Source organism: Ferruginibacter sp. (genome assembly GCF_028288465.1).
GTDB lineage: Bacteria > Bacteroidota > Bacteroidia > Chitinophagales > Chitinophagaceae > Ferruginibacter.
The window spans coordinates 1-26,254 of record NZ_JAQBNR010000005.1 but is presented as its reverse complement, the minus strand read 5'-3'; the positions used below and the strand labels follow the sequence as shown (position 1 = coordinate 26,254).

Below are 26,254 nucleotides of genomic sequence, written 5' to 3'. Positions count from 1 at the left end.
TAAATACATTTTTATGATTAAAACAGGCAATCCGGTTATCAGCATATATACAGAAATGACCCCTAACCCTGAAACGATGAAATTTGTTGCCAACAAGTTATTGTATCCGGGAAAAAGTATTGACTTTCAGGACGAGTTGACAGCCGCACCTTCTCCCCTGGCACAGGAGCTATTTACTTTTCCCTTTATTAAATCGGTTTTTATAGCCAGTAACTTCGTTACCCTTACAAAAACAACCGATACAGATGATTGGCAGGATGTAATTCCCACCATCAAATTATTTTTAAAGGAATACCTGGAAGAAGGAAAAGTGGTGGTAAATGAAGAAGCGGTTGCCAGCATGAAAAGTGAAAGCAGCAACGAAGTAAGTGCAGACGATGATGATGTTGTAAAGCGTATTAAGGAACTACTGGAAAATTATGTAAAGCCAGCCGTTGAAATGGATGGCGGTGCCATACAGTTTAAAAGCTATGAAGACGGTCGCGTAAACCTGATGTTGCAGGGAAGCTGCAGCGGTTGCCCATCCTCCATGATTACACTAAAAGCGGGTATTGAAGGAATGATGAAAAGGATGATTCCGGAAGTAAAAGAAGTAGTAGCTGAGGCAGAGTAATTTGATCAATAAAAAATAATATTGTAAGTCACAATAGCACCTCATTTGGGTGCTTTTTTATTTGGCGTGCCACCTGGCCCAGGAAATTAATAAAAATTGGCCGGGAAACAATCTTAACCAGGCAACCCACTCAGGCACGCAGATTTCGGGACCAACGCAACCCTTCAGTTGTATCATATAAATATGGGCAGGAATAAAAAGGATCAGCAAAAAAATGATTCCGAAAGCCCCAGGTTTTCGGGTACCCGGAAATACTAATAAAATACCAAGAAGAATTTCTAGTACTCCGCTTGCCATATTTATAAACTGATGAGCTGGTATATAGGGTGGAATGAGCCCATAGTAATCTTCCGGATGCCAAAAATGGTTAAAACCAGCCAGCAGGAAGAAAACAGTTAAAATTACCAAGCTTATCTTTTTTATCATCTCGCCTTTTTTAGGAATGTCTTTTTGTTTAAAGATAAAGTTATAAATTGATTGCCTTTAACAGTTAAGATGAACCCAACAGAAATATACCAGCAATTTATAACCGATATCAGCCATACAACCTGGTACGAATACGTTGCTGTATTTACGGGTATTGCCAGTGTTTGGTATAGCCGTAAAGAGAATATTTTGGTTTATCCAACAGGACTTATCAATACCATCATTTACGTTTATTTAAGTTTTAAAGGAGGCCTGCTTGGTGAAGCAAGCGTAAATATTTATTATACAGTAATGAGTTTTTATGGCTGGATGTTGTGGACAAAAAAAGACCAGCAACAACACCTTGTTGTAAAAATTACTTCAGCATCTGCCAAAGAATGGTTACAGCACCTTGCTTTTTTTACCTGTTTTTATGCTGCTATATATTTTGCGCTTACATACTTAAAAAAAGATTTTGCCCCTGGTGCTATTCCCTGGGCGGATGCTTTTGCATCGGCTACTGCATTTACCGGCATGTGGCTGATGACGAAAAAGAAGGTGGAAAGCTGGTATTGGTGGATAGCCACTGACCTTGCCTCTATACCTTTGTACTTTGTAAAACATTATGTTTTTACAAGCGTGTATTACCTGGTGTTACTAATATTGGCAATTGCCGGTCTGTTTGAATGGCTAAAAAGAAAGAGTACACGTTAAATTTGCAGCATAATTTCACCTGACATAAGTTGTTTGGCAAATCAGGCAAATTAATCCTGCAGATAAAACCATAAAAAATTGCAGGACAAAAGGCGTAATTTTTGAATATGAAAGAGGAGGGTAAAAATCCTGAGGAATAAAAATTAGCTATGCTCAAAAAGGTTGTCATTATTGGTCCGGAAAGTACAGGAAAAAGCACCTTGTGTGCAAAGCTGTCTGCGCATTTTAAAACAGAATGGGTAAAGGAATATGCCCGGGAATATTTAATCGCCAACGGCACATACTATACATTCGAGAATTTACTGGAAGTTGCCCAGGGGCAAATCGATAGGGAAGAATCTGCCATTCAGAAAATGCCACACTTTGAAGAAAAAAAATCATCCGGGATCTTGTTTATTGATACTGATATGTATGTTATGAAAGTGTGGTGTGAATTTGTTTTTAATCAATGCCACCATTGGATTTTAAACAAAATTGTTGAACGTAAATACGATCTTTACCTGCTTTGCAATATCGACCAGCCGTGGATCAAAGATGAGTTAAGGGAATACCCGGATCTTGTAACAAGAGAAAAATTGTATCATTACTATAAAGACATTATGATAAACCAGCAGGTTCCCTGGGTTGACATTAGTGGTAATTATGAAAAACGTTTAGAAAAAGCAATTGCTGCCGTCAATGAGTTGCATAATTAAAACCAGCCTTTTTTCCTGAACATAACAATCATCCATACCGGAATAATCAGCATAGCGCCCACAGCAGCATAAAATCCACGATCGTTGTGCAGCCAGGGAATTTTATCGAAGTTCATACCAAAGATGCCTCCAATTACGGTTGCCGGAGCCAGTAAACAAGTTACTACCGCCATAACTTTCATCACCTCGTTCATCCGGAGGTTTACGTTATTCAGGTAAAGATCCTGCAAGTTCATAGTGATATCCCGGTAGTTTTCAGAAAGATCATTTGCCTGGATAATATGGTCATACACATCCTTAAAATATTTCAGTGTTCTTTCCTCAATCAAATCACTCTCAGTTCTTATAAAACCATTGATCACTTCCCTCACCGGCGAAATACTTCTTTTAAGAATAATCATCTCTTTACGCAGTAAATTTATTTTGGCAAGCGCACTACTGCCCGCGCTGTTTTGTATTTCTTCTTCGATATTTTCAATGCGCTCTCCTAATTTTTCCATCACAACAAAATAATTATCTACAATCATATCCAGCATGGCATAGCATAAATAATCGGGGCCGCTTTGCCGCAATTTACTGGCCGCAATTTTTAATTTATCTCTTATCGGGTTAAATACATCTTTATTGGCTTCCTCCTGGAAAGTGAGTACAAAATTTTTGCCCAATACAATACTTACCTGTTCCTGCTCCACCTTAAAAAGTTCATCGTTATAAAAAAGCATGTTGCAAATACAGAATAAAATATTTTCAATCTCATCCATTTTCGGGCGCTGACCAATACTTTGGATATCTTCCTGTATCAATGGATGTACGTTGTAAAAGTTACATAGTGCCTCAACATCAGCTTTGCGAATTCCATCTACGTTTATCCAGGTTATTTTATCGTTATTTAAGTAAGGATAGCATTCTGCAATACTGTTCAGCTGCCTTTCTTCTACAGTTGCACTATTAAAATCATACACATAGATATTGATTGCTTTTGCTTCTTCCCGCTGCGGCACCTTTGTTGGATTAACCTTCACAATTTCCTGCGTACGGCTCAGGTTAAAGGGAGATACAATCTTCTGAATATATTTTTTACTACGGTTCATTTAAATATTATTAATCACGGTAAAAAAAGAGGCAGGGAAAATTAAGCAATAATAATGAGATCAATAAAAAAGCCGGAACGTTTGGTTCCGGCAGCAAATTTTTATTAAAAACTAATTTCCGTACACACACAAAAATTTGATACGCATTATTTTCAACTGCTCCCAGTTAAAGCTGCTATCGGCCAATTCTTCCTGTGCAATTTGCAGACTGCTTGTTTCACAGGCTTTAAAATAATCAATAATTTCTTCCTGCTCATATTCATCTACCATTTCATCAATGGCATAATCAAGGTTTAATTTTGTGCCACTGGCTACAATGGTTTCCATTTCTTCGAGTAACTCCTGAATTGAAAGGTCTTTTGTTTTAGCGATGGTTTCCAGGGGTATTTTTTTATCTACATTCTGGATAATAAAAATTTTGTTGTTGTTTCTGTTTACTACGCCCTTCATAACGAAATCATCCGGGCGCTCCACTTCATTCTCACCAATGTAGTCAACTATAAGATCAACAAAATGTTTGCCATACCGCATGGCTTTCCCCCTGCTTACTCCCTGGCATTTTTCAAGTTCTTCAATGGTGGTTGGGTACATGGTTGCCATATCTTCAAGGCTGGTCTCCAGGAATATTACAAAAGGTGGCAGGTTTTTTTCCCTGGCTACTTTTTTACGCAACTCTTTTAACAGTTCTAATAATTTTTGATCTGTCGTTATTGTTGATGTTGCAACAGGTGCTGCCTCATCATCATCCGCATCCGCATCTTCAAATAAATTATTCAATACAATTTTAAAAGATGATGGTTTTTTTATAAAAGCATGCCCCTTTTTGGTAATTTTCAATACACCATATTCTTCAATATCTTTCTGAATCAATCTTTCAAGAATCATCTGGCGCATTAAGGAGTTCCAGAAAAGCTCTTCCTTACTTTTACCAATACCAAAAAATTCACGTTCATCGTGCCGGAACATTTTTACTTTGGGGTTAGGTTTACCCCGCAAAATATGCATCAGGTAATCCATAGTAAACTGTTCGTCTAAACCTTTAATTACAGTCAATACCTGGCAGGCTTCTTTTTTGGCCTCCATCAATTCTTTCGGGTTGTTGCAGTTGTCGCACATTTTATCAGTGCACTGCAACGTATCATACTCTTCTCCGAAATAATTCAGTAAAATTTTTCTGCGGCAAACAGAACTTTCGCAATAAGCCACCGTTTCATTAATCAATTGTGCACCAACTTCCCTTTCACTTAAAGGCTTATCCCTCATCAGGTGTTCAAGCTTCGCAACGTCTTTATGACTGTAATACAGAATACATTTTCCTTCCAGGCCATCTCGTCCGGCACGGCCTGTTTCCTGGTAATAATTTTCTATCGATTTCGGTATATTGTAATGAATTACAAAACGAACATCTGGTTTATCAATGCCCATTCCAAAGGCAATGGTGGCCACGATTACCTGCACATCTTCATTCAAAAAAAGATCCTGGCGTTCTGCCCTTAACTTACTATCCAGCCCGGCATGATAAGCTACCGCTTTTATACCATTTGCCATCAACATATCAGCAAGCTCCTCCGTTGTTTTTCTGTTCAGCGTGTAGATAATCCCGCTTTTGCCCTTGTTTTGAGAAACAAAACGCACAATGCTTTTTACTGTTTGATCTTTATTAATCTTGGGTAAAATCTCGTAATATAAATTCGGTCTGTTAAAAGAGGAAATGAATATTTTGGGATTGCGTAATCCAAGATTTCGCAAAATATCGCTTTGTACTTTCGGAGTTGCTGTAGCCGTTAGCGCAATCATCGGAGCGTCAGCATTTATAAGTTCCATCATCTCTCTCAGGCGACGGTACTCAGGCCGGAAGTCATGCCCCCATTCTGAAATACAATGGGCCTCATCCACCGCAAAAAAAGAGATGTTAAGATCTTTAAAAAACTCAATATTTTCTTCCTTGGTGAGTGTTTCCGGAGCTACATACAGCATTTTTGTTTTGCCAGTTGTCAAATCATCTTTTACAATTTTTTGCTGGCCTTTATTAAGGGTACTGTTTAAAAAATGGGCTACGTCATCCTTACTGCTATAACTTCTTACAAGGTCAACCTGGTTTTTCATTAATGCTATCAACGGGGAAACAATAATTGCACAACCTTCACTGATAATGGCGGGTAGCTGGTAACACAAACTTTTGCCACCACCAGTGGGCATAATTATCAGGGCGTCGTTACCAGCCAATAAATTCTTTATGATTGCTTCCTGGGGTTCTTTAAAACCGTCAAAGCCAAATGAGCTTTGCAGTTGTGCTTTTAAATCAAGGTTTTTTTCTACATTAATTGCTTTGACTGCGGATTTTTTTTGAACCGGTTTTTCTTTATCAGAAATAGCTTTTCTAGGCTTTTTTACTGTGGTCATATAGATATCGTCTCTTTCACGCTTGGTTAATAATTTATAGGAAATCGAACAAAATAAATGGCTTAAAAGAAATCACTTTTACTGCTTAAATATTATAAAAGAGTGCAAAGTTACTTCAATACCTTCTATTTTCAAATTGCCAGAGGTGTTAACCATCGATTAAGATACTCAATTTTTTTTAAAGTATGTATAAAAAGGGTACTCCCTTTTGCACTGTGGGCTATTTAAAGTAGGTTTGCCGCAATAAAAAATGAAGCATAACAGTATTATAGCAACCGCAAAAAACACCATTGAGGTAGAAGCTGCTGCAATTAGAGAATTGGCAGCCTTTATTAATGATGATTTTGCCAACGCGGTGAATAAAATAGCCACTTCAACAGGAAGGCTTGTTGTGAGCGGCATTGGCAAAAGCGCCATCATTGCTCAAAAAATTGTTGCCACGCTTAACAGTACAGGCACTCCGGCTCTGTTTATGCATGCAGCTGATGCTGTACACGGCGACCTGGGCATGATACAGAAAGACGATGTTATCATTATTATCAGCAAAAGTGGTGATAGCCCGGAGATAAAAGTGCTGGCTCCATTGATAAAAAGTTTTGGAAATACACTGATTGCTATTGTGGGGAATACGGCTTCCTTTTTGGCAAAACAATGCGACATTGTTTTAAATACTACCGTTAGCCAGGAAGCTTGCCCCAATAACCTGGCGCCCACCACCAGCACCACAGCTCAAATGGTAATGGGCGATGCGCTCGCAGTTTGTTTGATGGAAGTAAAAGGTTTTGGCACGGCCGATTTTGCCAGGTTTCATCCCGGCGGCATGCTGGGGAAGAAACTCTATTTGAGAGTGGCAGATTTATCGGCACAAAATGAGCAGCCCGCAGTAACCGGCAATGCCACCATTAACGAGGTGATTGTTGAAATAACACGCAGGCGTTTAGGCGCAACTGCCGTAGTAAACAGCGACAATTCAATTGCCGGAATTATTACAGATGGCGATTTACGCCGCATGCTGGAAAAAACCACTGACTTTTCAGTGCTACAAGCCCATGATATAATGTCCGCAAATCCGGCCGTAATCGATGCAGCCAGGCTGGCAGCACATGCGTTGGAAATGATGAAAACAAGGGACATCAGCCAGTTACTTGTTGTAGAAAATGGTCTGTATGCCGGTATTATACATTTACATGATCTTATAAGAGAGGGGATAATTTAAAGTAAATGGATGATGCTAAAACATTTCGATACATTTGCGGTGCAAAAATTGAGATTTAGACGATGGATAACAACAACTACGTGGCCATTATGGCTGGCGGTATCGGCAGCAGATTCTGGCCACTGAGCCGAACAGACTATCCAAAACAATTTCTGGATATTTTGAATACGGGCCGAACCCTTATTCAGGCGACATATGACCGGTTTACCCTTTTTGTACCAAAGGAAAATATCTACATTGTAACCACCCATCAATACAAAGATATTGTTGCTGAACAATTGCCCGACATTCCGGTGGCAAACATTTTATGCGAACCGTCACGAAAAAATACTGCCCCCTGTATAGCCTATATTTCATACAAATTACATCAGTTAAACCCCGAAGCGAATTTGATTTGTGCCCCCGCAGATCATATCATTCTCGATCCGCATGGATTTAAAGAAACTTGCCTGCAGGCTCTGCATTTTACTGCACATATAAAGGCATTGGTTACATTGGGTATTAAACCAACCCATCCCAATACAGGTTATGGTTACATACAGTACGATCAGCAAAAAGTGAGTGAAAACGTTTTTAAAGTAAAAACATTTACGGAAAAGCCGGATAAGGATCTGGCCAGAACCTTTATATCCAGTGGCGATTTTTTATGGAACGCAGGTATTTTTGTTTGGCAGGTAAAAAATATACTAAAGGCATTTGAAACATTTTTACCGGAAATGCATGATGTGTTTGATGCTGAAAAAGATAACTTCTCTTCAGAAAAAGAAAAAGAAGCCATTGAAAGAATTTACCCGCAGTGTGTAAACATATCTATTGATTACGGCGTGATGGAAAAAGCCGATAATGTATATATCATACCCTCTTCTTTTGGATGGAGCGACCTGGGTACCTGGGCAAGCGCCTATGAGAATTTTGAGAAAGATTACCTGGACAACGCGGTATCCGGCAACAATGTTATGATTATTGACGCCACAAAAAATATGGTACATGCCGGCAATGATAAATTGGTATTAATTCAGGGCCTGGATGATTTTATTGTTGTTGATACGGACGACGTGTTGCTTATTTGTAAAAAGGAAAAAGAGCAGGAAATTAAAGAATATGTGGCGGAAGTGAAACGAAATAAAGGAGATAGATATATTTAATGCAGTTTCAGGAAATCATGAGTTTTCAATGAGGACTAAAATTTTTCTCCAGGGGTTTCAATTTTCGATACCTACGTCCACATGTCAATAAGTTAAAATGCAATTCAATGGCTTCTCCCACCATTCACAGCAAACTTCCAAAAGTAGGCACTACGATTTTTACAAAGATGAGTATGTTGGCAGCAGAATACAAAGCCATCAACCTCGGCCAGGGTTTTCCTGATTTCATGATGAATCCGGATTTAATTGCGTTGGTAAATAAGTCAATGCAGGATGGCAATAATCAGTACGTTCATATGAATGGTCTGTTATCGTTACGGGAACGGCTGGCAGAAAAGATGGCTGATTTATATGATGCCAATATCCATCCTGATTCAGAAATAACAATTACACCAGGCGGAACGTACGCTATTTATACTGCGCTTACCACAGTTCTCCGTCCGGGGGATGAAGTGATTGTTTTTGAACCTGCCTACGACAGTTATATCCCAAACATTATTATCAATGGTGCAATCCCGGTTTTGATTCCGTTAAGTTTTCCTTCTTATAGTATCAACTGGCAATTGGTTAAGGAAAGCATTACATCAAAAACAAAAATGATTGTGCTTAATTCACCCAATAACCCAACAGGAAGTGTATTGAGTAGTTATGACATTGAGCAACTACGAAGCGTTGTAAAAAACACGGGTATTTTTATTTTAAGCGATGAAGTGTACGAACACTTAATATTTGACGACCTGCGGCACGAAACTATGTTACGCTATCCCGATTTGCTGGAAAGAAGTTTTGTGTGTTTCTCATTTGGAAAAACATATCACTGCACCGGCTGGAAACTGGGTTATTGCGTTGCTCCGCAACCGCTGATGAATGAGTTTAGAAAAGTGCATCAGTTTAATTGTTTTAGCAGCCATAGTCCTGTTCAGTTTGCACTGTCAGAGTTTGTACAACAAAAAGAACAATACCTGCAACTGGGAAAAACAATACAGCAAAAAAGAGATTACTTCCAATCCCTTATGCAGCAGACAAAATTCACGGCATTACCGTCTCACGGCAGTTATTTTCAATTGTATAGATATGAAGGATTGAGCGAAGAAAAAGACATGGATTTGTCAGTAAGAATAACTAAACAATATGGCGTAGCCACTATACCAGTTTCAGCCTTTTATACAGGGCAAAAAGATGACCGTGTTATACGTTTCTGCTTTGCGAAAAAACAAACAACGTTGGAAGAAGCTGTAAACCGGCTGATAAAATGCGGTTGAAAAATTTGTAATAATCGTACTAAGGATCTTACCCAGGCTTTGCTCCGGCGAACATCACATCAACTATTATTCAGCACAATAATTATTAAAATCTGCCGTTACTAGTTGATAAAATTCAATGCAAATGGCAAATATTTCTAACAAAAATAGCGGATACCCTGTTATACAACTGGTGAAAAATATGCTGAATAAATTAACGCAGACACCTGATATCTACCCGATAAAATATTATAAAAAAGGCAAAAGGGCAGGCAGAAACAGAAACATGCTAATCATATAACTTTTGGTAACAAACCCCCAAATGATCAACCCTCCACTCAGGAGGGTTTTTTATTTATTTCTACTGAATGATAACTGGTCACTTGAAAGAATACCTGGCATTTCAAGAATTATAAAGTTTTCAAATCAGAATGCATTTTAAGTTTTTTTTAACAGTTTTGACACCTTTACAAAATATTGATTTTAAAGGATTTGTAAAAATTTCCTTTCTAAACTGTGATTTTCTCCTCTGCAATCGTTTGAAAAATGACCTCAGAAATTTTTATATAAAACCAATTTTTTAATTTTAGGTAGCAGTGTCAATTTACCCGAGTACTGCAATAGTTGATAAAACTCTCGACCTCTTTCACGGGCTTCCCGGCCCGGATTCTTGCCCAATTTCCAGCATAAAAATAGAGTTAGGATTAGTGTATCTAAAACTTAATTAAAACGACTGGTTATGAACGTAAAAAAATTCGAAAGAAGCATTTTTTGTTTTTGTCTGGTTCTTTTTTCTACTGTCACCTTGGCCCAAAACAAAATTTCCGGAACAGTAATTAATTCAAAGGACTCTACTCCCGTTTCAGGCATCTCTGTAGTCGCCAAATCCGCGAATGGCAAAACAGCAGGAACTGCAACGGGTACGGATGGATCGTTTCGTATTTCAATGGCAGAGAACATTACGGGTTTGACCGTATCTGGTGTCGGCTACCAAAATCAAACAATTGATGTAACGGGTAAAACTGATGTTTCCATTGCACTGGTGGCAACCAATACCAGTCTGAATGAAGTGGTGATCATCGGATACGGCACAGCAAGAAAAAAGGATTTAACGGGTGCCGTCTCTTCTGTAAAGGCCAAGGATTTCAACCAGGGTGTGATCGCATCACCCGACCAGCTATTGCAGGGCAAAGTGCCGGGGCTCGAAATTACAAGTAATAGTGGTCAACCGGGTGCCGCCACTACAATTAAAATACGCGGTAATAATTCAATAAGGGCGAGTAACAACCCTTTGTATGTTGTAGACGGAGTGCCACTGGATGGCAGAACGGCCAAGCCCAGCCTGAACTTCGGTGCTGGCTCAGGTTTGGACTTTGGAACAACACCTGAATCTAATCCTTTGCTATACATTAATCCCAACGATATTGCTCAGGTTGATGTACTGAAAGATGCTTCCTCTACTGCAATTTACGGTTCCCGTGGAGCGAATGGCATTGTGGTAATTACAACTAAAAAAGGAACCGGGGGAACTAAAATAGAATTCGGAACAAAGTTCGGCGTTTCTGCAGGCTACATGAAAAAGTATAAGGTACTAACAGCTGGAGATTTTAGAACAGCTTTGCATAAATACAGTCTGGACACCTTATCGCTTTCGCTGGATCATAAAGCATCCGTTGATGCACTCAAAGAAATTACCCAGACCAGTTTATCACAGGAGTATAGCCTGGCGTTAAGTGGCGGTGGCGAGTCCGGCCGGTTCAGCGCCTCTTTTTTGGGATCAAAAAATTATGGGTTTATAAAAAAGACTTCCCTGGATAAATACCTTGGTAATTTTTCCGGACAATATAAGTTTTTAGATAAGCGCTTGTCTATTGATTTCGGCTTGATCGCCGGGCATACAACCGAAAACATGGGTTTGGTAAGTAATACGGCCGGGGCCGGAGGTAATTTAATTTCTTATGCATTGAACTGGAATCCGACCGCTCCCTTCACAACCAGTACCGGATTGTACAGCCTGGCCACTAATTCTGTTCCCAATCCGCTTGCGGTAATTGAAGGATACAATGATGTTGCGAATGTGAATGTTTTTTTAGGCAATGTTTCTGCAACGGTAAAATTGATAAAAGGCCTGGAGTATAAATTTTTGTATGCCATCAATCACGGAACAGGAAAAAGAAATACTAATATCGATGGCTGGATTGATGGAATAAACGGTGTGTCTGGCATTGGCGATGCGGCTATATCACAGGCAGAACTCACTTCACAAACATTTACGCATACGCTTAACTACAGCACGTCGCTTTCGCAAGATTTAAAACTTGAAGCTTTGGCTGGATATGAATATTGGAAAACAAACTATTCCAACCTGTCGCTATTTGCCTCACAGTTTAATACCAACCTGGATCAAAAGAACCGCATCCCGGTTTTATATACCAGTTTTTTTCAAAATGCAAAAACGCAAACACCCCTGGTAACTTTCGTAGATCCGACGACCGAAATTCAATCTTATTTTGGTCGCGTAAATTTTAATTTATCTGATAAATATTTTTTAACGGGGACCATCCGGGCTGACGGCTCCAGTAAATTTGGTAAAAATAACAAGTACGGATATTTCCCATCCGTAGGTGCAAAGTGGTTACTCAGCAGTGAAGACTTTCTAAAATCCAGCAATGTTTTTTCAAGCCTTGGTTTGAGGGCGTCCTGGGGCATTACAGGTAACCAGGAGTTTCCAGCCGGAGCGTCATTGGAACAATTTAATTCCGGGGCCTACAATAGCATCGGCCAAAGCAATGTAGCTAACCCCGACTTGAAATGGGAAAAGACCACGCAGATTAATATTGGCCTTGATTACGCAATATTAAAAAACAGAATTTTTGGTTCTATTGATTATTACAAGAAAAATACGTCTGACCTGTTATTTCAAAGCACAGCGATTCAACCGGCACCTGCGTCAATATTTTTCATCAACCTGCCTGCTCATTTAATAAATGAAGGCTATGAATTTTCAGTTGGCGCAACCATCATTACAAATCCGAAATTTAGCTGGGAGGCTGGCGCCAATATAGCCCATAATAAAAACCTGTTGAAAGACTTTGCGCAGGCAGATATTCAGACAGCCCAGGTGAGTGGCCAGGGAGTGTCCGGTGCTTTAGCGCAGGTAATAGGAAATAACCATCCTGTAAACGTATATTACTTAAAACAATTTGGTGGCTTTGATCAAAATGGCCAGCAGATCATTGCAGATAATCCAACCTTTGTTGGGGATCCCAACCCGCATTGGTTATATGGTTTCAGCACCTCACTCCGATATGATAAATTTTCGCTTAGTTTAAATGCCAGCGGAGCTTCCGGCTACCTGATTTACAACAATACATTTAATTCAGTTACCAACATCAGCAACCTTCAAAATGGTAAAAATGTAGATGCTTCTGTATTGGGTTCTGTCGAAAATATCAACTCCAGTGTGGCTGCTTCGTCCCGATACCTGGAGAGCGGTAACTATTTAAAACTAAGAAATGCTACGATCAACTATGCAGTGGGTAACGCGGGAAAGTACATCAAAAATTTAAATGTTTTTGTAGGAGGTACCAACCTGTTTGTGATTACCAAATTTACAGGATTTGATCCTGAGGTAAATGTTGATAAAACCAATAATGGTTATCCTTCCAGGAATATTGAATATATACCTTATCCAACACCACGCATTATCAACTTTGGTTTTAATATGTCACTATAAAAACGCTAAGCTATGTATCCGTTAAAATATAAAACACATTTTTCAATTGCTCTAATTGCGCTTATTTTTTCAACAAGCTGTACCAAGCTTGACCAGGGACTAAACAGTACACTAACGAGCGACCAGGCAAAAAATGCGCTGGGTGTAAATGGAACACAATTGTTATTGCAAACGGCTTACAATGATGTGGGCAATCCATATTCTGACCCCGGAAATATTATGTCCATGGAGGAGGTAACTGCAGATCAATGTGTAGTACCAACGAGGGCGGGAGACTGGGATGATAATGGAAAATGGCGGGCACTAAAGCAACAAACTTTTAAGGCAGATGGTGTTGATGTCATAATCAATATGTTTAATGCCCTTAACAAATTAAATTTCGATGCTACCAATGTACTGGCATTTAATCCTTCCAAAGCACAAGCGGCAGAGGCAAGGTTTTTAAGGGCTTTTGCATTGTACCAGTTATTGGACTTATTCGGGCAGTTTCCCTTCCGCGACCCGGGTGACAATTTACTGAATGCTCCTAAAGTTTATACGGGCGATTCTGCAGTAAATTTTATCATCGACGAATTAAATACCATTATTCCGGATCTGGATCCCGCAAACGGCATTGCTAAAGCCAACAAGGATGCAGCAAATATGTTATTAATGAAACTGTATTTAAACCGTGGCGCATTTAATAACAGGGCTGCACCCACATTTAATGACGCAGATATGCAGCAGGTAATTACCCTTGGTAATGCTATTATAGCCAGCGGTAAATATGCTTATAATGCTAACTACTTTGATAATTTTAGTCCTTCCAATTCTGGTTCTAAAGAAGCAATATTTGCCTATCCAAATACATCTGGCGTAGCAACAAACAACTCTGGTATACACAACTATTGGTGGGCTACACTGCATTACAATTCTTACAGGCCATTGGCTCCTCAATCGGGCTGGAACGGATTTTCAACGGTGGCTGATTTTTATAATTCTTTCGGGGTTACCAGTACGCCGACAAAAACGCCTGCCGATACTTTGCTCGACCAGCGGATTGGCGGAAGGTTTTATAAAGGGTGCACTGATGTTTCCGGAATACGGCCCGGGTTGTTAATAGGTCAGCAATATTATGAAGATGGTACGGCTGAAAAAGACCGAAAAGGTAATCTGCTGAAATTTGATCCCAATATCAGCGCTGACTTAAAAGAAACAGGAAACGACCTGGAGATCAAAGGTATCAGGATTGTAAAATATGTTCCTGATTTCTCAGGCAATGGAAAAAATTATGGTGGTGGCGTATCTGGCAACTGGGCTATGATTTATCGGTATCCCGATGTAGTGTTGATGGTGGCTGAAGCAAAGATGCGGGCGACAGCTGCAGACAATGCAGGCGCACTTGCTTTGGTGAACGAATTGAGAACAGCAAGAAAGGCCGCACCCCTGGCATCAATGACACTGGTGAATCCATCCAACGTGGCAGACCCCGGTACATTACTGGCCGAAAGAGGCAGGGAATTATACTGGGAAAGTACCAGGCGAACAGACCTGATCAGGTTTGGTGTATTTATGAAACCCTGGGCACTAAAACCTGCGTCGGACGAAGCGCATTTATTGTTTCCCATTCCAACATCGGCCTTAGCCGCTAATCCTAATCTGAAACAAAATACCGGTTATTAAATGTTTTAAACACAGATATCATCTTAAAAAGGTCATTATTACAATGGCCTTTTATTTTTAAAATGCGTTACGGATGAGAAAAGAAATTTGTCTTTTTTTATTTTTTACCTACACATTATTTGTCTCCTGCAATAAAGGAAAAGACAAGGCTGCTCTCTTGTTTGAGCTGATGGAAAATACCGGAATCAATTTTGAAAATAAGGTAGAAGATGGCAAGACAGAAAACAGCTTTTTATTCAGAAACTTTTACAATGGTGGCGGAGTGGGCATTGGCGATATCAATAACGATGGGCTGCCCGACGTGTTTTTAACATCCAATACAGCAACTAATAAGCTATACCTGAATAAGGGTGATTTTAAGTTTGAAGACATCAGTAAAAAAGCAGGTATAATAGAAGATGATAAATGGAATACAGGTGTTGCTTTCGCAGATGTGAACAACGATGGCTGGCTTGATATTTACGTGAGCACATCCGGCCACATGGCAACGGGTAACAGAAAAAACAAACTATACATCAATAATCACGATCTTACTTTTAAAGAATCTGCAGCACTGTATGGTCTTGATATTGCTGCTTATACGACCCAGGTTTCCTTTTTCGACTATGATCTCGACGGCGACCTGGATTGTTTTATGATTAACAATAGTCCAATACCGGTAAACCAGTTGCAGTTTAGCAACCGCAGAGATTTACCGGATGCCCAATGGCCCGTGGCTGATTTTTTAAAAGGCGGCGGCGATCATTTATTTAGAAATGACAACGGGCATTTTACAGAAGTTACAAAGGATGCCGGCATACATGGTTCCCTTATTAGTTTCGGTTTAGGAGTTTCTGTAAGTGATATCAATAATGATGGATATCCCGATGTATATGTGTCAAACGACTCTTATGAAAGAGATTATTTATACATCAACCAAAGAAATGGCACATTTAAAGACGAACTGGAAAATTGTCTGCAACATACCAGCTTCTCCTCTATGGGCGCAGATATTGCTGATATCAACAATGATGGATACCAGGATATATTTACATCGGATATGTTACCACTGAACGATTACCGGCTAAAAACAATGGGCGCATTTGATAACATCGATTTATTCAATGCCAAGATAAAAGCAGGCTTTTATTATCAATACACCCAAAATTGTTTACAGTTAAACAATAAAAACAATCACTTTATTGACATTGCCAATTACAGCGGTGTTGCTGCAACAGACTGGAGCTGGGGTGCCCTGTTGTTTGACATGGATAATGACGGATGGAACGATTTATATGTTTGCAACGGTATTAATAAAGATGTTACCAACCTGGATTTTATGAATTTTTTTGCGGATGAAACCTACCACAAAATGGTGATGAACGGCGAAAAAAAAGATGTTGAAAAAGTACTGAAAGAGATTCCGAAAACACCTTTGGTAAATAAAGTATTTAGGAATGATCACAACCTTAAATTTACTGATATCGGAGAAAGCTGGGGCTTTACACAACCCAGTTATTCTAACGGTGCGGCTTATGCAGACCTGGATGGTGATGGAGACCTTGACCTGGTAGTAAATAATGAAAACCAGCAGGCCTTTGTATATAAAAATAAAGCCCGTGAATTAAATCATAATAATTATATCAGCATTCAACTTAAAGGAAACGGAAAAAATACATTCGCCATCGGCAGCACAATAAAACTCTTTGCAGGCAGGCAGCAATTCACAAGAGAGCTATATCCAAGCCGTGGTTTTCAGTCTTCAATGGATTACACAATCGTCATCGGAACAGGAACGATTACACAGGCAGACTCACTGATTGTTTATTGGCCAAACAGAACCAGCACCGTCATAAAAAATCCGGTAATGAATAAGACACATGTTATTCGCCAGGACGAAGCCAGCTCGCTATCGCCAATAATGCCGGCTGAAAAAAAAGAAACACCATTTTTTTCAACCATAGCCAGCAATTTTGATAAACATGAAGAGAATGACGTAATTGATTTTTACAATGAGCGCAATATTCCAAGAATGCTTTCACGTGAAGGTCCGAAAGCCGCGGTGGCTGATGTAAATGGGGATGGGTTGGAGGATGTTTTTATTGGAGGAACGCCGGGTCATCCGGGGCAGCTCTGTTTTCAGACCAATGAAGGAAATTTTATTAAGACGGATCAAAAGGGGTTTCAGCAGTACACGGATTTTGAAGATGTTGCTGTATTGTTTTTTGACTGTGACAAAGACGGCGACCAGGATTTGCTTATTTGCCCCGGCGGTAATGCAACCCCTCCTAATAGCAGGGAGCTGCAGCTACGATTATTTAAAAATGATGGAAAAGGCAATTTTTTGCTGGATGCAGCCAGTTTTACCAATGTCGGGATGAACATAGCTGTTGCAGTTGCAGATGATTTTAACCAGGATGGTTACCCCGATCTTTTTATTGGAGGCAGAAGTTTCCCCGGTATTTACGGAATGGACCCCGCCAGCTATTTATTTGTAAATGACGGCAACGGGCATTTTCACGACATTGCACCAGTGAAAAATCCGGATATTGCTAAAATTGGAATGGTGACGGGTGCAGTACGGGTTGATGTTACCGGCGACACACAAAAAGAGTTAGTGATTACCGGTGAATGGATGAGCCCAAGAATTTTTTCTTTTCAGCATGATCATTTCATAGAGATTTCCAGTAACCTCAATCAGCTTTTTGGATGGTGGCAAACAGTAACTGCGGCCGATTTAAATGGCGATGGAAGAGAAGATCTCATTTTAGGCAACATGGGCGAAAATTTTTATTTGCATCCCGATAGTAGCCATCCTGTAAAACTATGGATCAACGATTTTGACCAGAATGGCAGTATTGATAAAATACTAACCTATACAATCGACGGTGAGGATAAACCGGCGTTTTTAAAGTTTGACTTGGAAGAGCAAATTCCGGGGATAAAAAAGCAAAGCCTGAAAAATGAAGCCTATTCAAAAAAATCAATTCAGCAATTATTTTCTAAAGAGATTGTTGAAAAATGTAGTGTGAAGAAGGTTAATTATTCCAGTTCCTGCATTGCATTAAATGAGGGGAATGGCAACTTTATGATAAAAAAATTGCCCGCCAGGGTCCAGTTATCCTGCGTCAACGTTTGCCGCGTAATGGATGTAAACAAAGATGGCCACCCTGATCTTATTTTAGGAGGAAACCAGTTTGGTTTTTTACCGCAGTTTGAAAGGCTGGACGCAAGTTTTGGAGATGTGTTACTAAATGATGGCAAAGGCAATTTCAGCTGGCAGGAAGAAGCAAAAACAGGCTTGGGTCTAAAGGGCGAAGTAAGAGACATCCAGGCAGTAAACACCAAAAATCTGCATTGTTTATTAATTCTTCAAAACAATTTGTATCCCGTATTGACAAAAATTAACAATGAGATCAAGTAGTCTCGGAGTCAAATTTTACAAGTCTATTGATACAACATAACCGGGAAATAAACCCTGGTTATCCAGGTACTGGAATCTGTTTCCTTTCTGCGATCAGTTACCAGTGAATAAAAAGGAATTGCAGGCGATCTTAATTGCCTGTCATCTGCGTATTTCTGCAATTGATCCAGTGCACTAGCGCAGGTATAAGTCCCTCCTCTAACCTCACTAAACAAAATAACACTTTTGCCCGGCATTCTTTTTTGTTCAAAATTTTCGGACGACTTAATGAGCTTATCAGTAGGGAGCGCCACTTTTACATCATATTGTATGCTGTCATTTGTTGAAATATTAAGCATAGGAAATCCTGTCCTCCTGCCTTTATTAAAAGCAATATATGCACCCAATTTGTCTATCAAATCGTAGACATCTTTGGTAGTGGGATAGTGGCTGTAGCTTGCTGCTGTGGCAATCAGCAGGCTGTCAGAAATAAGGGCCTTTTTAACTGCGGAACCATAAATATTTACCGGGTCGCTATAAAAAGTGGTCATTTTTTGAAGAATTGCCGAAAAGTCCCTGTTAACTTGTTTCGCCTGCAGGTAATTTTGAAGACGTTTGACTGGATTATTGGAGTTAGCAGCTGAACCGACCCACTCCAATCTGGTGGAATCAGCCGATAGAGAAACCACGTATAAAGAACTGTTTAATTTCAGCTTGTCATTAACAACAGACACGGGAATAACCGTAATATTGCCATCCTTTATCTTGTACAATAAATCATTGTAAAACAAACTATCGCCGGTTTTTTTTCCCGGCCACCATTTAGCGAGACTGGCTTTATTGAGTAACATTCTGTGGATGGCAGGTGCCGGTGTTGACACAGAGGCACTGGCTTTTATCATTACAATATTTGGTATAAGGAAATATTCAGCAACGATGGCTAATGTTATTATACCCAGGACTGTAACAAATATTTTTTTCATGCCTTAATTTATTGTGGTACAAAACGGAAACAAATTTTCATCCAGCTTTAGTGCAAATGCAAAAGATGTACGGCTTCAAATCGTTTTTCTTTATAAACAACGCCGGCCTGGAAAATAAGAACTGCGTCTTAAGCATCTTCCCTGCGACTTTAAACAATTTTTTCTCAATCATTTAGTTGAATAATTGTTAAAAAGACTTTTTAAAAAATTTAAAATCTATTTTATCCTCTGCAAACGTTTGCGGAAACATTTGCAGGGCCTTCTGTTATTAATATAACTATCCATGTTAAAGCAAAGTTATAATTTCATTGCCGCGATTCGCTCTACCAACATATTGCTGTATGAAGAAATTTTAATTTTCTCCCTGTCAGGGTATCTCCCGGGCAAAACTTCATTATCAATTTCTCGGAAAAGTGTATTGTAACCTGTTATTAGTGCATTAAAAACTAAATTAAACGACTGATTATGAATTTAAAAAAACTAGCAAAAGGCATCCTATGCTTTTGTCTTGCCCTGTTTTCCACAATGGCTTACGCCCAAAACAAAGAAGTAACCGGTAAGGTAACCGACTCTAAAGATGGTTCACCTGTAGCCGGGATTTCTGTATTGGGAGTTACTACTTCAGGTAAAAAAGTAGGAACTGCCACAGCAAATGACGGATCCTTTAAATTATCCTCAACGGACGGGATTTCTAAAATTACATTTTCTGGTGTAGGCTTTGAAAAACAAGACCTGAACGTTGCGGGAAAAAGCGATGTTGCTGTTTCCATGAAAAGCAGTAATACGGCTTTGAACGAGGTTACGGTTGTAGGTTATGGTACACTAAAGAAGAGGGAAATTACCAGTGCGATTACCCGTGTAAATGCAGAGCAATTCAATAAAGGTAATATCAATGATGTTGCCCAATTGTTACAAGGTAAAGTGGCAGGACTTTCAATATCCCGTGCAGGCGGTGATGTGAACGGAGGTTTTGATATCAGGTTAAGAGGCCTCTCTACGATTGGTTCTGGTACTTCCCCACTGGTGGTAATTGATGGCCAGGTTGGTGCTGATTTAAACTCGGTAGATCCTAACGATATTAAAAGTATTGATGTATTAAAAGATGGTTCCTCTGCAGCAATTTACGGAACCCGCGGTTCTGCAGGTGTAATTATCGTAACAACAAAAACAGGGACTAAAGGAACGTCACAGGTTACCTATAATGGATCCGTTAGTATAGAAAATGCAGCGAGGCTTACCCAACATGCAAGTGCGGCAGAATATCGTAGTTTATTGAAAACCCTGGGAGCCGGCACAGATTATGGAGCCACAACTGATTGGTATAAAGAAATTACAAGAACAGCTATATCGCACCAGCATAATTTATCTTTTTCTGGTGGCAACGAACATACCACTTACAATGCTTCTGTGAATTATAGAGATGCGCAAGGTATCGCTATTACAACAGGCCTTAAACAGTTAAATGGTCGGTTGAATATAACACACAAAGCATTAAATGATAGATTGGTGTTTAATGTAGAAGTTAGTACAACTCGTAAAACTGCAGACCTGGGATTCTCTAATGCTTTTGAATATGCAACTATCTACAATCCAACGTCTCCGGTGTATGCTCAAAAGCCAGAACAGGATTTAGCAGGTGGCGGTTATTTTGAAGTGAGTGCTACAGAATACTCTAACCCCGTTGCCCTTTTGAGACAAAACTCTAATCACCAGCAGCTAAGTAGGTTAAACTTTGCAGGTTCTGCAGAATATGAAATAGTTAAAGGCCTCAAGTTCCTTACTAGATATGCTCAGCAACAAACCAGCACTTACCTTACCGCATATAGCCCAAGTACAGCGTTTATAGATCGTGGGTTTTATAATGGTGTAACCGGTGTTGGACGTCACGGATATTCTTATAAGAAAGATGATGAAGCGACAACCCAGTTATATGAAAATACATTATCGTACAATGGCAAAATTTCCAATCTGGAAGTAGCCGCTGTTGCAGGATATTCTTACCAGGATTTTATTTACCAGGGTTTTAATGCTGGTGCTGGTAACTTTATTACTGATTTATCTGGCCAGGATTTTTCAACAGCCCAAGATATACAAAATGGTCTGGCATCTATAAACAGCTATAAAAACGGCAACAGATTGGTAGCCTTTTTTGGCAGGGTCAATTTAAATTATAACAACTTTGCTTTCATATCAGCTTCCTTAAGAAGAGAAGGTTCTACAGAATTTGGTCCTAATAACAAATGGGGTTATTTTCCGGCGGTAAGTGCCGGTGTGGATTTAAATAAATTTTTAAACCTGCCAGGTTTCAATACCCTCAAATTAAGAGGAAGTTATGGTGTAACCGGCGCCCTACCACCTTCACCAGGTTTGGCTGCAATAACTTATACAAGTGGGGGAAATTACCTTATAAATGGTAATTGGATTTCAACTTTTGGACCAAATCAAAATGACAACCCTGACCTGAGATGGGAGAAAAAAGCCGAAACAGATATAGGATTAGATTTTGCTGCTTTCAATAACCGGTTGTCCGGAACAGTGGATTATTACAAGCGTAAAACATCGGATCTTATTTTTAATGTTGAGGTTCCTGCGCCGCCAGCACTTTTCCACAGGGCTTGGAAGAACATTGGCGACATGACAGGTAACGGTATTGAGGTGGCATTGAACTATGAAGTGATCAGAAAAACCAGTAAATTTAATTGGACAACCGGCGTCAACTTTGCTCACAATCATGTTGTATTAACAAGGCTTGATCCATCGGCTGGTTCATATATTGGCGAAACCAACCTGGGTTCTCCGGGTCAGGAGGCAACACAAATTACAAGGACATATGCGGGAGCAGAAATTGGAGCTTTTTATAATCAGGTATATATGGGACTTGATGCAAATGGTAAAATTTTGGCTGATGACGGAACTGGAAAAGCAGTTCCTGCAGGTCCTGGAACCTATAAAACTGTAATTGGCCATGGGTTGCCAAAATTTGAAATGGGCTGGACAAACACTTTTAATTATGGAAATTTTGATTTGAATTTCTTCTTAAGAGGTTCTTTCGGACATGATTTGATCAATACCAACAGGGCTTTTTATGAAAATCCATCTGTTGCAGCATTATATAACGTAGTAAAGACAAAATATTTTGATCCAAAATTGAAGGATGCTCAAATATTCACCAGCCTTTACGTTGAAAAAGGCGACTTTGTTAAATTGGATAACGCTACATTAGGATACAATTTTAATATTGTAAAGAAGGCTAACGGGGTTAAAAGTTTTCGAGCATTCCTGACTGGACACAATTTGTTCACCATTACAGGTTACACTGGTGCAGATCCAGAAGTACGGTATACGGATAACCTGAATGGTAATATTCTGGCTCCTGGAATTGACAGAAGAAGTACATGGGTATTAACACGTTCATTTACAGTAGGAGTTAACATTGTTCTTTAACAAATAAATTTTATTCATTTACATACTTAATATATGAAAAATAAATTAATTAAGAGTACTTTAATGGCCGGACTGCTTTTTACAGGATTTTCTTGTACCAAGTTGGATGAAGGACCGTACCTTTTTGATAAGGTGACAGGTGATAAGTTTGGTAAAACCGATTTGGAAGTGCAGTCTCTTGTTGGTGCAGCCTATGCGAATTTAGCAGGCGTGGGAGGTAACAATCATTATATCCCTTTAAATGAAGTAACTACTGATGAGATAGTCGTGCCAACCCGTGGTCCTGATTGGGGTGATGGTGGGCATTGGGTAAGATTAAAAAGACATACCTATGTTGCAACGGATCCTTTGCCAGCTAATGGATGGAATTTCTGTTATTCTGGTGTTTCAACCTGTAATCGCCTGATTTTTAATCTAACTAAAATTGGAACACCCTCCGCGTTGGAGTACATTCCTGAATTAAAAGCTTTACGTGCTATTTATTATTATTGGCTAATGGATTGGTATGGCAATGTGCCACTGAGTATTGATTATTCCGTTACAACACCAGTAGGAAATTCTCCGAGATTGGATGTGTATAAGTTTATTGAATCGGAATTAACTACCAATGCACCATTGTTAAAAAAACCAACTTCTGTTCCTGACGTTGCAACTTATGGCCGTGTAAATTACTATACTGCTGAAGCATGCCTTGCAAAATTATATTTAAACGCGGAATTGTATGGAGCTGGCAAACAATATGATAAAGCTATTGCGGCTTGTGATAATATTATTAATTCAGGTGTTTATAACTTAATGCCCAACTATGCTGATAATTTTTCCCAAAATGATCAGGGGTCTAAGGAATTTATCTGGGCTATACCTTTTGATCATATTAAGTTTGGGGGACTAAATATAAATATGATGACTTTAAGTTACCTGAATCAAAGGACATATAATATCAATGCACAACCATGGAATGGCTTTGCCTCTACAGCAGAGTTTTATAAATCTTATATCGATACAATAGCAAATCCTGGAACAACAGGAATGGTAGTCGGGTTGAGTCCTAAAGGAGATATGACAAGAGGTACACTGGATAAAAGGCTTGGAAATTTTATTGTAGGCCCGCAGTTTGCTGCTGACGGCACAAGGTTAGTAGATGATGGAGCAGATGCAACAGATCCTGATGGAACACCTTTCACTTTTACTCCATATATGAATGAGCTGGAGCCTGCAGCATGGCGTCAGTCTGGCGCGAGAATTGGTAAATGGCAGATGTATAATGGTATGACCAGTAATATGGATAATGATTTTGTTATCTTCCGTTATGCAGATATCCTCTTAACAAAGGCGGAATCCATTGCTAGGAATACCAGTAACTGGAATGATGCGACTACATTAGCTACAGTTAATCAGATTAGGACGCTGCATGGAGGGGTAACTCCTTTTGCCACATTAACTGCGGCGACTTTCTTGGCTGAGCGAAGCAGGGAGATGTTTTGCGAAGCATGGAAAAGACAGGATATGATTCGTTTTGGTACTTACAATGATGCATACGGATTTCATAATGCTGATGCACCAGATGCACTTGGTCCAAACGGAATCAATCACCTGAATATTTTCCCGATACCAGATGCTCAGATAAACGCTAATAAACTACTTAAACAAAACCCTGGCTATTAATATAAATACTTAGCAGGTTAATTATTAACAATTTTGAAAGGGAAAGCTTGTAATGCAAATTACCTGCTTTCCCTTTTAACATTCAGATAATTAAAGTGAGCCAAATATTGGGTAAATTTGATGTCCCTTCTTTTATTGTCAGAACTTATGGGATGCGCTGTAAATGATTGTTGATACCACTAAAAATTTCCTTTTGTTTCAAGATTTTATTTACTGTTTTTGGGAAAGAAAAATAATGCAGAGAAAGACAAAAGGTGTTTTTTTTCAAATGATATCTATCTGTACCATAGCCATGTTTTCCGGATGTCATTCATCCTATAGTGGGAACACGGTTAAATTATTTGATCTTATTCCTCCTGCTATCACGGGGATCGATTTTTCAAACGACGTTAAATACACAGAAGAATTGAACGCGTATACTTTCCGCAATTTTTATAATGGCGGCGGTGTTGGTATTGGCGATATCAACAACGATGGTTTACCTGACGTGTTTTTTTGTGGCAACCTGAAATCTAACAAGCTTTACCTGAATAAGGGCAATTTTAAATTTGAAGACATTACAGATAAAGCGGGGCTTAATTCAGCAGGCGTATGGTCGACCGGGGTTACTTTTGCAGACGTTAACGGCGATGGTTTATTGGACATTTATGTTTGTAAATCGGGCGATCTTAAAAGTAAAAACCGCAACAACAGTTTATACATAAATAATGGCAACAACACTTTTACAGAGCGGGCTGCGGAATATGGATTGAATAGTCTCGGGCTTTCAACACACGCAGAATTTTTTGATTATGACCATGATGGCGACCTGGATTGTTACCTGCTGAATAATTCCATGCGTTCAGTTGGAAATTATGATCTGGTCAAAGATCAGCGCAATATTCCAGATACACTTGGTGGTAATAAATTGTACCGAAACGATAATAATCATTTTATAGATGTAACTACAAAGGCCGGTATCTACAGCAGCAAGATCGGTTTTGGCCTTGGCGTCACCATTGCTGATGTCAATAAAGATGGCTGGCAGGATATCTATGTATCCAACGATTTTTTTGAAAAGGACTACCTGTACATCAACAACAAAAACGGCACATTTACAGAGTCGCTGGAAAACTGCATTCGTGAACTGAGTATGAATTCTATGGGTGCTGATATCGCCGATATCAACAATGATGGCTATCCCGATATTTATGTTACAGATATGCTGCCCGAAACCGAAGCGAGGGTTAAAACAAAAACCAATTTTGAAAACTGGGACAAATACCAATCAAATTTGGCGAACGGCTATTATCACCAGTTTGTAAGAAATGTGTTGCAGTTAAACCAGGGAATTTCACCAATTGATGCTACTAAAATTCCTGAAGTAAACTTTAGCGAGATTGGGCGCCTGGCCGGAGTGCAGGCCACCGACTGGAGCTGGGGCGCACTGATAACCGATTTAAACAATGATGGCTTTAAAGATATTTTTGTAGCCAATGCCATTTTTAAAGATCTGACGGATCAGGATTATATTCAGTATACAGCCAACCCCGATGAAGTAAGAAAAATCTTGAAACAGGAAAAAGATGGCGGCATAAAAAAGTTAATCGATTTAATGCCATCAAATCCTTTATCGAACTATGCATATAGCAACAATGGGGACTTAACATTTACGAACAAGGCAAAGGAATGGGGATTGGACCAACCGGGCTTTAGTAACGGTTCAGCGTATGCGGATCTTGACAATGATGGTGATTTAGATTTGGTTGTGAACAATGTCAACATGCCAGCCTTTGTGTACCGCAACCAGAGCGTACAACAACATCCGGAGAATAAATTTTTAAAAGTAATACTGGAAGGCGAAGGCAAGAACCGCTTTG

At 39.4% G+C, this 26,254-nt stretch carries 17 protein-coding genes; 13 read left to right on the top strand and 4 right to left on the bottom strand.

The features are described from left to right. Positions 1-13 precede the first annotated feature (13 nt). Positions 14-613, top strand: coding sequence for a NifU family protein (locus JWR61_RS02495; RefSeq protein ID WP_290340120.1), 600 nt, complete (start codon positions 14-16; stop codon positions 611-613). A 57-nt stretch (positions 614-670) separates the two neighbouring features. Here the strand turns inward: JWR61_RS02495 and JWR61_RS02490 are convergent, their stop codons facing one another. Further along, the gene (locus JWR61_RS02490) at positions 671-1,039 is read right to left on the bottom strand and encodes a MauE/DoxX family redox-associated membrane protein (RefSeq protein WP_301926276.1); all 369 of its coding nucleotides are present in this window, start codon (positions 1,037-1,039) and stop codon (positions 671-673) included. Positions 1,040-1,108: 69 nt separating this feature from the next. Between JWR61_RS02490 and pnuC the strand changes: the two genes are divergently transcribed. Together pnuC and JWR61_RS02480 are read left to right on the top strand one after the other, a co-directional pair. Next, entirely contained in the window at positions 1,109-1,732 is a 624-nt protein-coding gene (gene pnuC / locus JWR61_RS02485) for a nicotinamide riboside transporter PnuC (protein WP_301926275.1), read from the top strand. A gap of 149 nt (positions 1,733-1,881) precedes the next feature. After that, positions 1,882-2,427 carry an AAA family ATPase gene (locus JWR61_RS02480; RefSeq protein ID WP_301926274.1) on the top strand — a complete coding sequence of 182 codons (546 nt, stop codon included), beginning with the start codon at positions 1,882-1,884 and terminating at the stop codon, positions 2,425-2,427. On the opposite strand, the gene corA is transcribed toward JWR61_RS02480, so the two are convergent. Together corA and recQ are read right to left on the bottom strand one after the other, a co-directional pair. Further along, a complete protein-coding gene (gene corA / locus JWR61_RS02475; protein WP_290340116.1) occupies positions 2,424-3,518 on the bottom strand; it encodes a magnesium/cobalt transporter CorA in 1,095 nt (364 codons plus the stop codon). The genes JWR61_RS02480 and corA overlap by 4 nt on opposite strands. Before the next feature lie 111 nt (positions 3,519-3,629). Continuing rightward, positions 3,630-5,921 carry a DNA helicase RecQ gene (recQ, locus tag JWR61_RS02470; RefSeq protein WP_301926273.1) on the bottom strand — a complete coding sequence of 764 codons (2,292 nt, stop codon included), beginning with the start codon at positions 5,919-5,921 and terminating at the stop codon, positions 3,630-3,632. Positions 5,922-6,171: 250 nt separating this feature from the next. Here recQ and JWR61_RS02465 point away from each other — a divergent pair, with 250 nt between their 5' ends. From JWR61_RS02465 to JWR61_RS02435, 7 genes are all read left to right on the top strand, one after another. After that, complete coding sequence (locus JWR61_RS02465) at positions 6,172-7,137, top strand: SIS domain-containing protein (RefSeq protein ID WP_301926272.1); 966 nt, start codon at positions 6,172-6,174, stop codon at positions 7,135-7,137. A 62-nt stretch (positions 7,138-7,199) separates the two neighbouring features. Then, on the top strand, positions 7,200-8,282 hold the full coding sequence (locus JWR61_RS02460; protein ID WP_301926271.1) for a mannose-1-phosphate guanylyltransferase: 1,083 nt from the start codon (positions 7,200-7,202) through the stop codon (positions 8,280-8,282). Positions 8,283-8,389: 107 nt separating this feature from the next. Next, positions 8,390-9,544: a methionine aminotransferase gene (locus tag JWR61_RS02455; RefSeq protein ID WP_301926270.1), complete on the top strand. Its 1,155-nt coding sequence runs from the start codon at positions 8,390-8,392 to the stop codon at positions 9,542-9,544. A gap of 124 nt (positions 9,545-9,668) precedes the next feature. Further along, positions 9,669-9,824, top strand: a complete 156-nt coding sequence (locus JWR61_RS02450; protein WP_290340112.1) for a hypothetical protein — start codon at positions 9,669-9,671, stop codon at positions 9,822-9,824. A gap of 438 nt (positions 9,825-10,262) precedes the next feature. Further along, positions 10,263-13,259, top strand: a complete 2,997-nt coding sequence (locus JWR61_RS02445) for a SusC/RagA family TonB-linked outer membrane protein (RefSeq protein WP_301926269.1) — start codon at positions 10,263-10,265, stop codon at positions 13,257-13,259. Between the two features lie 12 nt (positions 13,260-13,271). Next, entirely contained in the window at positions 13,272-14,921 is a 1,650-nt protein-coding gene (locus tag JWR61_RS02440) for a RagB/SusD family nutrient uptake outer membrane protein (protein WP_301926268.1), read from the top strand. Positions 14,922-14,994: 73 nt separating this feature from the next. Next, entirely contained in the window at positions 14,995-18,324 is a 3,330-nt protein-coding gene (locus JWR61_RS02435) for an FG-GAP-like repeat-containing protein (protein ID WP_301926267.1), read from the top strand. A gap of 23 nt (positions 18,325-18,347) precedes the next feature. On the opposite strand, the gene JWR61_RS02430 is transcribed toward JWR61_RS02435, so the two are convergent. Then, positions 18,348-19,286, bottom strand: coding sequence for a GyrI-like domain-containing protein (locus tag JWR61_RS02430; RefSeq protein ID WP_301926266.1), 939 nt, complete (start codon positions 19,284-19,286; stop codon positions 18,348-18,350). A gap of 465 nt (positions 19,287-19,751) precedes the next feature. Between JWR61_RS02430 and JWR61_RS02425 the strand changes: the two genes are divergently transcribed. The 3 genes from JWR61_RS02425 to JWR61_RS02415 all read left to right on the top strand — a co-directional run. Further along, positions 19,752-22,730 (top strand): SusC/RagA family TonB-linked outer membrane protein, encoded by a 2,979-nt coding sequence (locus JWR61_RS02425; protein WP_301926265.1) that lies wholly within the window; start codon positions 19,752-19,754, stop codon positions 22,728-22,730. A gap of 33 nt (positions 22,731-22,763) precedes the next feature. After that, the gene (locus tag JWR61_RS02420; protein WP_301926264.1) at positions 22,764-24,395 is read left to right on the top strand and encodes a RagB/SusD family nutrient uptake outer membrane protein; all 1,632 of its coding nucleotides are present in this window, start codon (positions 22,764-22,766) and stop codon (positions 24,393-24,395) included. Between the two features lie 268 nt (positions 24,396-24,663). Continuing rightward, the coding region (locus JWR61_RS02415) for a VCBS repeat-containing protein (protein WP_301926263.1) at positions 24,664-26,254 on the top strand (1,591 nt) is incomplete at its 3' end.

Bases quoted from the DNA above. Each gene is read 5' to 3' on its own strand.
- JWR61_RS02495 (WP_290340120.1), top strand. From the start codon at position 14: ATGATTAAAACAGGCAATCCGGTTATCAGCATATATACAGAAATGACC.
- JWR61_RS02490 (WP_301926276.1), bottom strand. From the start codon at position 1,039: ATGATAAAAAAGATAAGCTTGGTAATTTTAACTGTTTTCTTCCTGCTG.
- pnuC (WP_301926275.1), top strand. From the start codon at position 1,109: ATGAACCCAACAGAAATATACCAGCAATTTATAACCGATATCAGCCAT.
- JWR61_RS02480 (WP_301926274.1), top strand. From the start codon at position 1,882: ATGCTCAAAAAGGTTGTCATTATTGGTCCGGAAAGTACAGGAAAAAGC.
- corA (WP_290340116.1), bottom strand. From the start codon at position 3,518: ATGAACCGTAGTAAAAAATATATTCAGAAGATTGTATCTCCCTTTAAC.
- recQ (WP_301926273.1), bottom strand. From the start codon at position 5,921: ATGACCACAGTAAAAAAGCCTAGAAAAGCTATTTCTGATAAAGAAAAA.
- JWR61_RS02465 (WP_301926272.1), top strand. From the start codon at position 6,172: ATGAAGCATAACAGTATTATAGCAACCGCAAAAAACACCATTGAGGTA.
- JWR61_RS02460 (WP_301926271.1), top strand. From the start codon at position 7,200: ATGGATAACAACAACTACGTGGCCATTATGGCTGGCGGTATCGGCAGC.
- JWR61_RS02455 (WP_301926270.1), top strand. From the start codon at position 8,390: ATGGCTTCTCCCACCATTCACAGCAAACTTCCAAAAGTAGGCACTACG.
- JWR61_RS02450 (WP_290340112.1), top strand. From the start codon at position 9,669: ATGGCAAATATTTCTAACAAAAATAGCGGATACCCTGTTATACAACTG.
- JWR61_RS02445 (WP_301926269.1), top strand. From the start codon at position 10,263: ATGAACGTAAAAAAATTCGAAAGAAGCATTTTTTGTTTTTGTCTGGTT.
- JWR61_RS02440 (WP_301926268.1), top strand. From the start codon at position 13,272: ATGTATCCGTTAAAATATAAAACACATTTTTCAATTGCTCTAATTGCG.
- JWR61_RS02435 (WP_301926267.1), top strand. From the start codon at position 14,995: ATGAGAAAAGAAATTTGTCTTTTTTTATTTTTTACCTACACATTATTT.
- JWR61_RS02430 (WP_301926266.1), bottom strand. From the start codon at position 19,286: ATGAAAAAAATATTTGTTACAGTCCTGGGTATAATAACATTAGCCATC.
- JWR61_RS02425 (WP_301926265.1), top strand. From the start codon at position 19,752: ATGAATTTAAAAAAACTAGCAAAAGGCATCCTATGCTTTTGTCTTGCC.
- JWR61_RS02420 (WP_301926264.1), top strand. From the start codon at position 22,764: ATGAAAAATAAATTAATTAAGAGTACTTTAATGGCCGGACTGCTTTTT.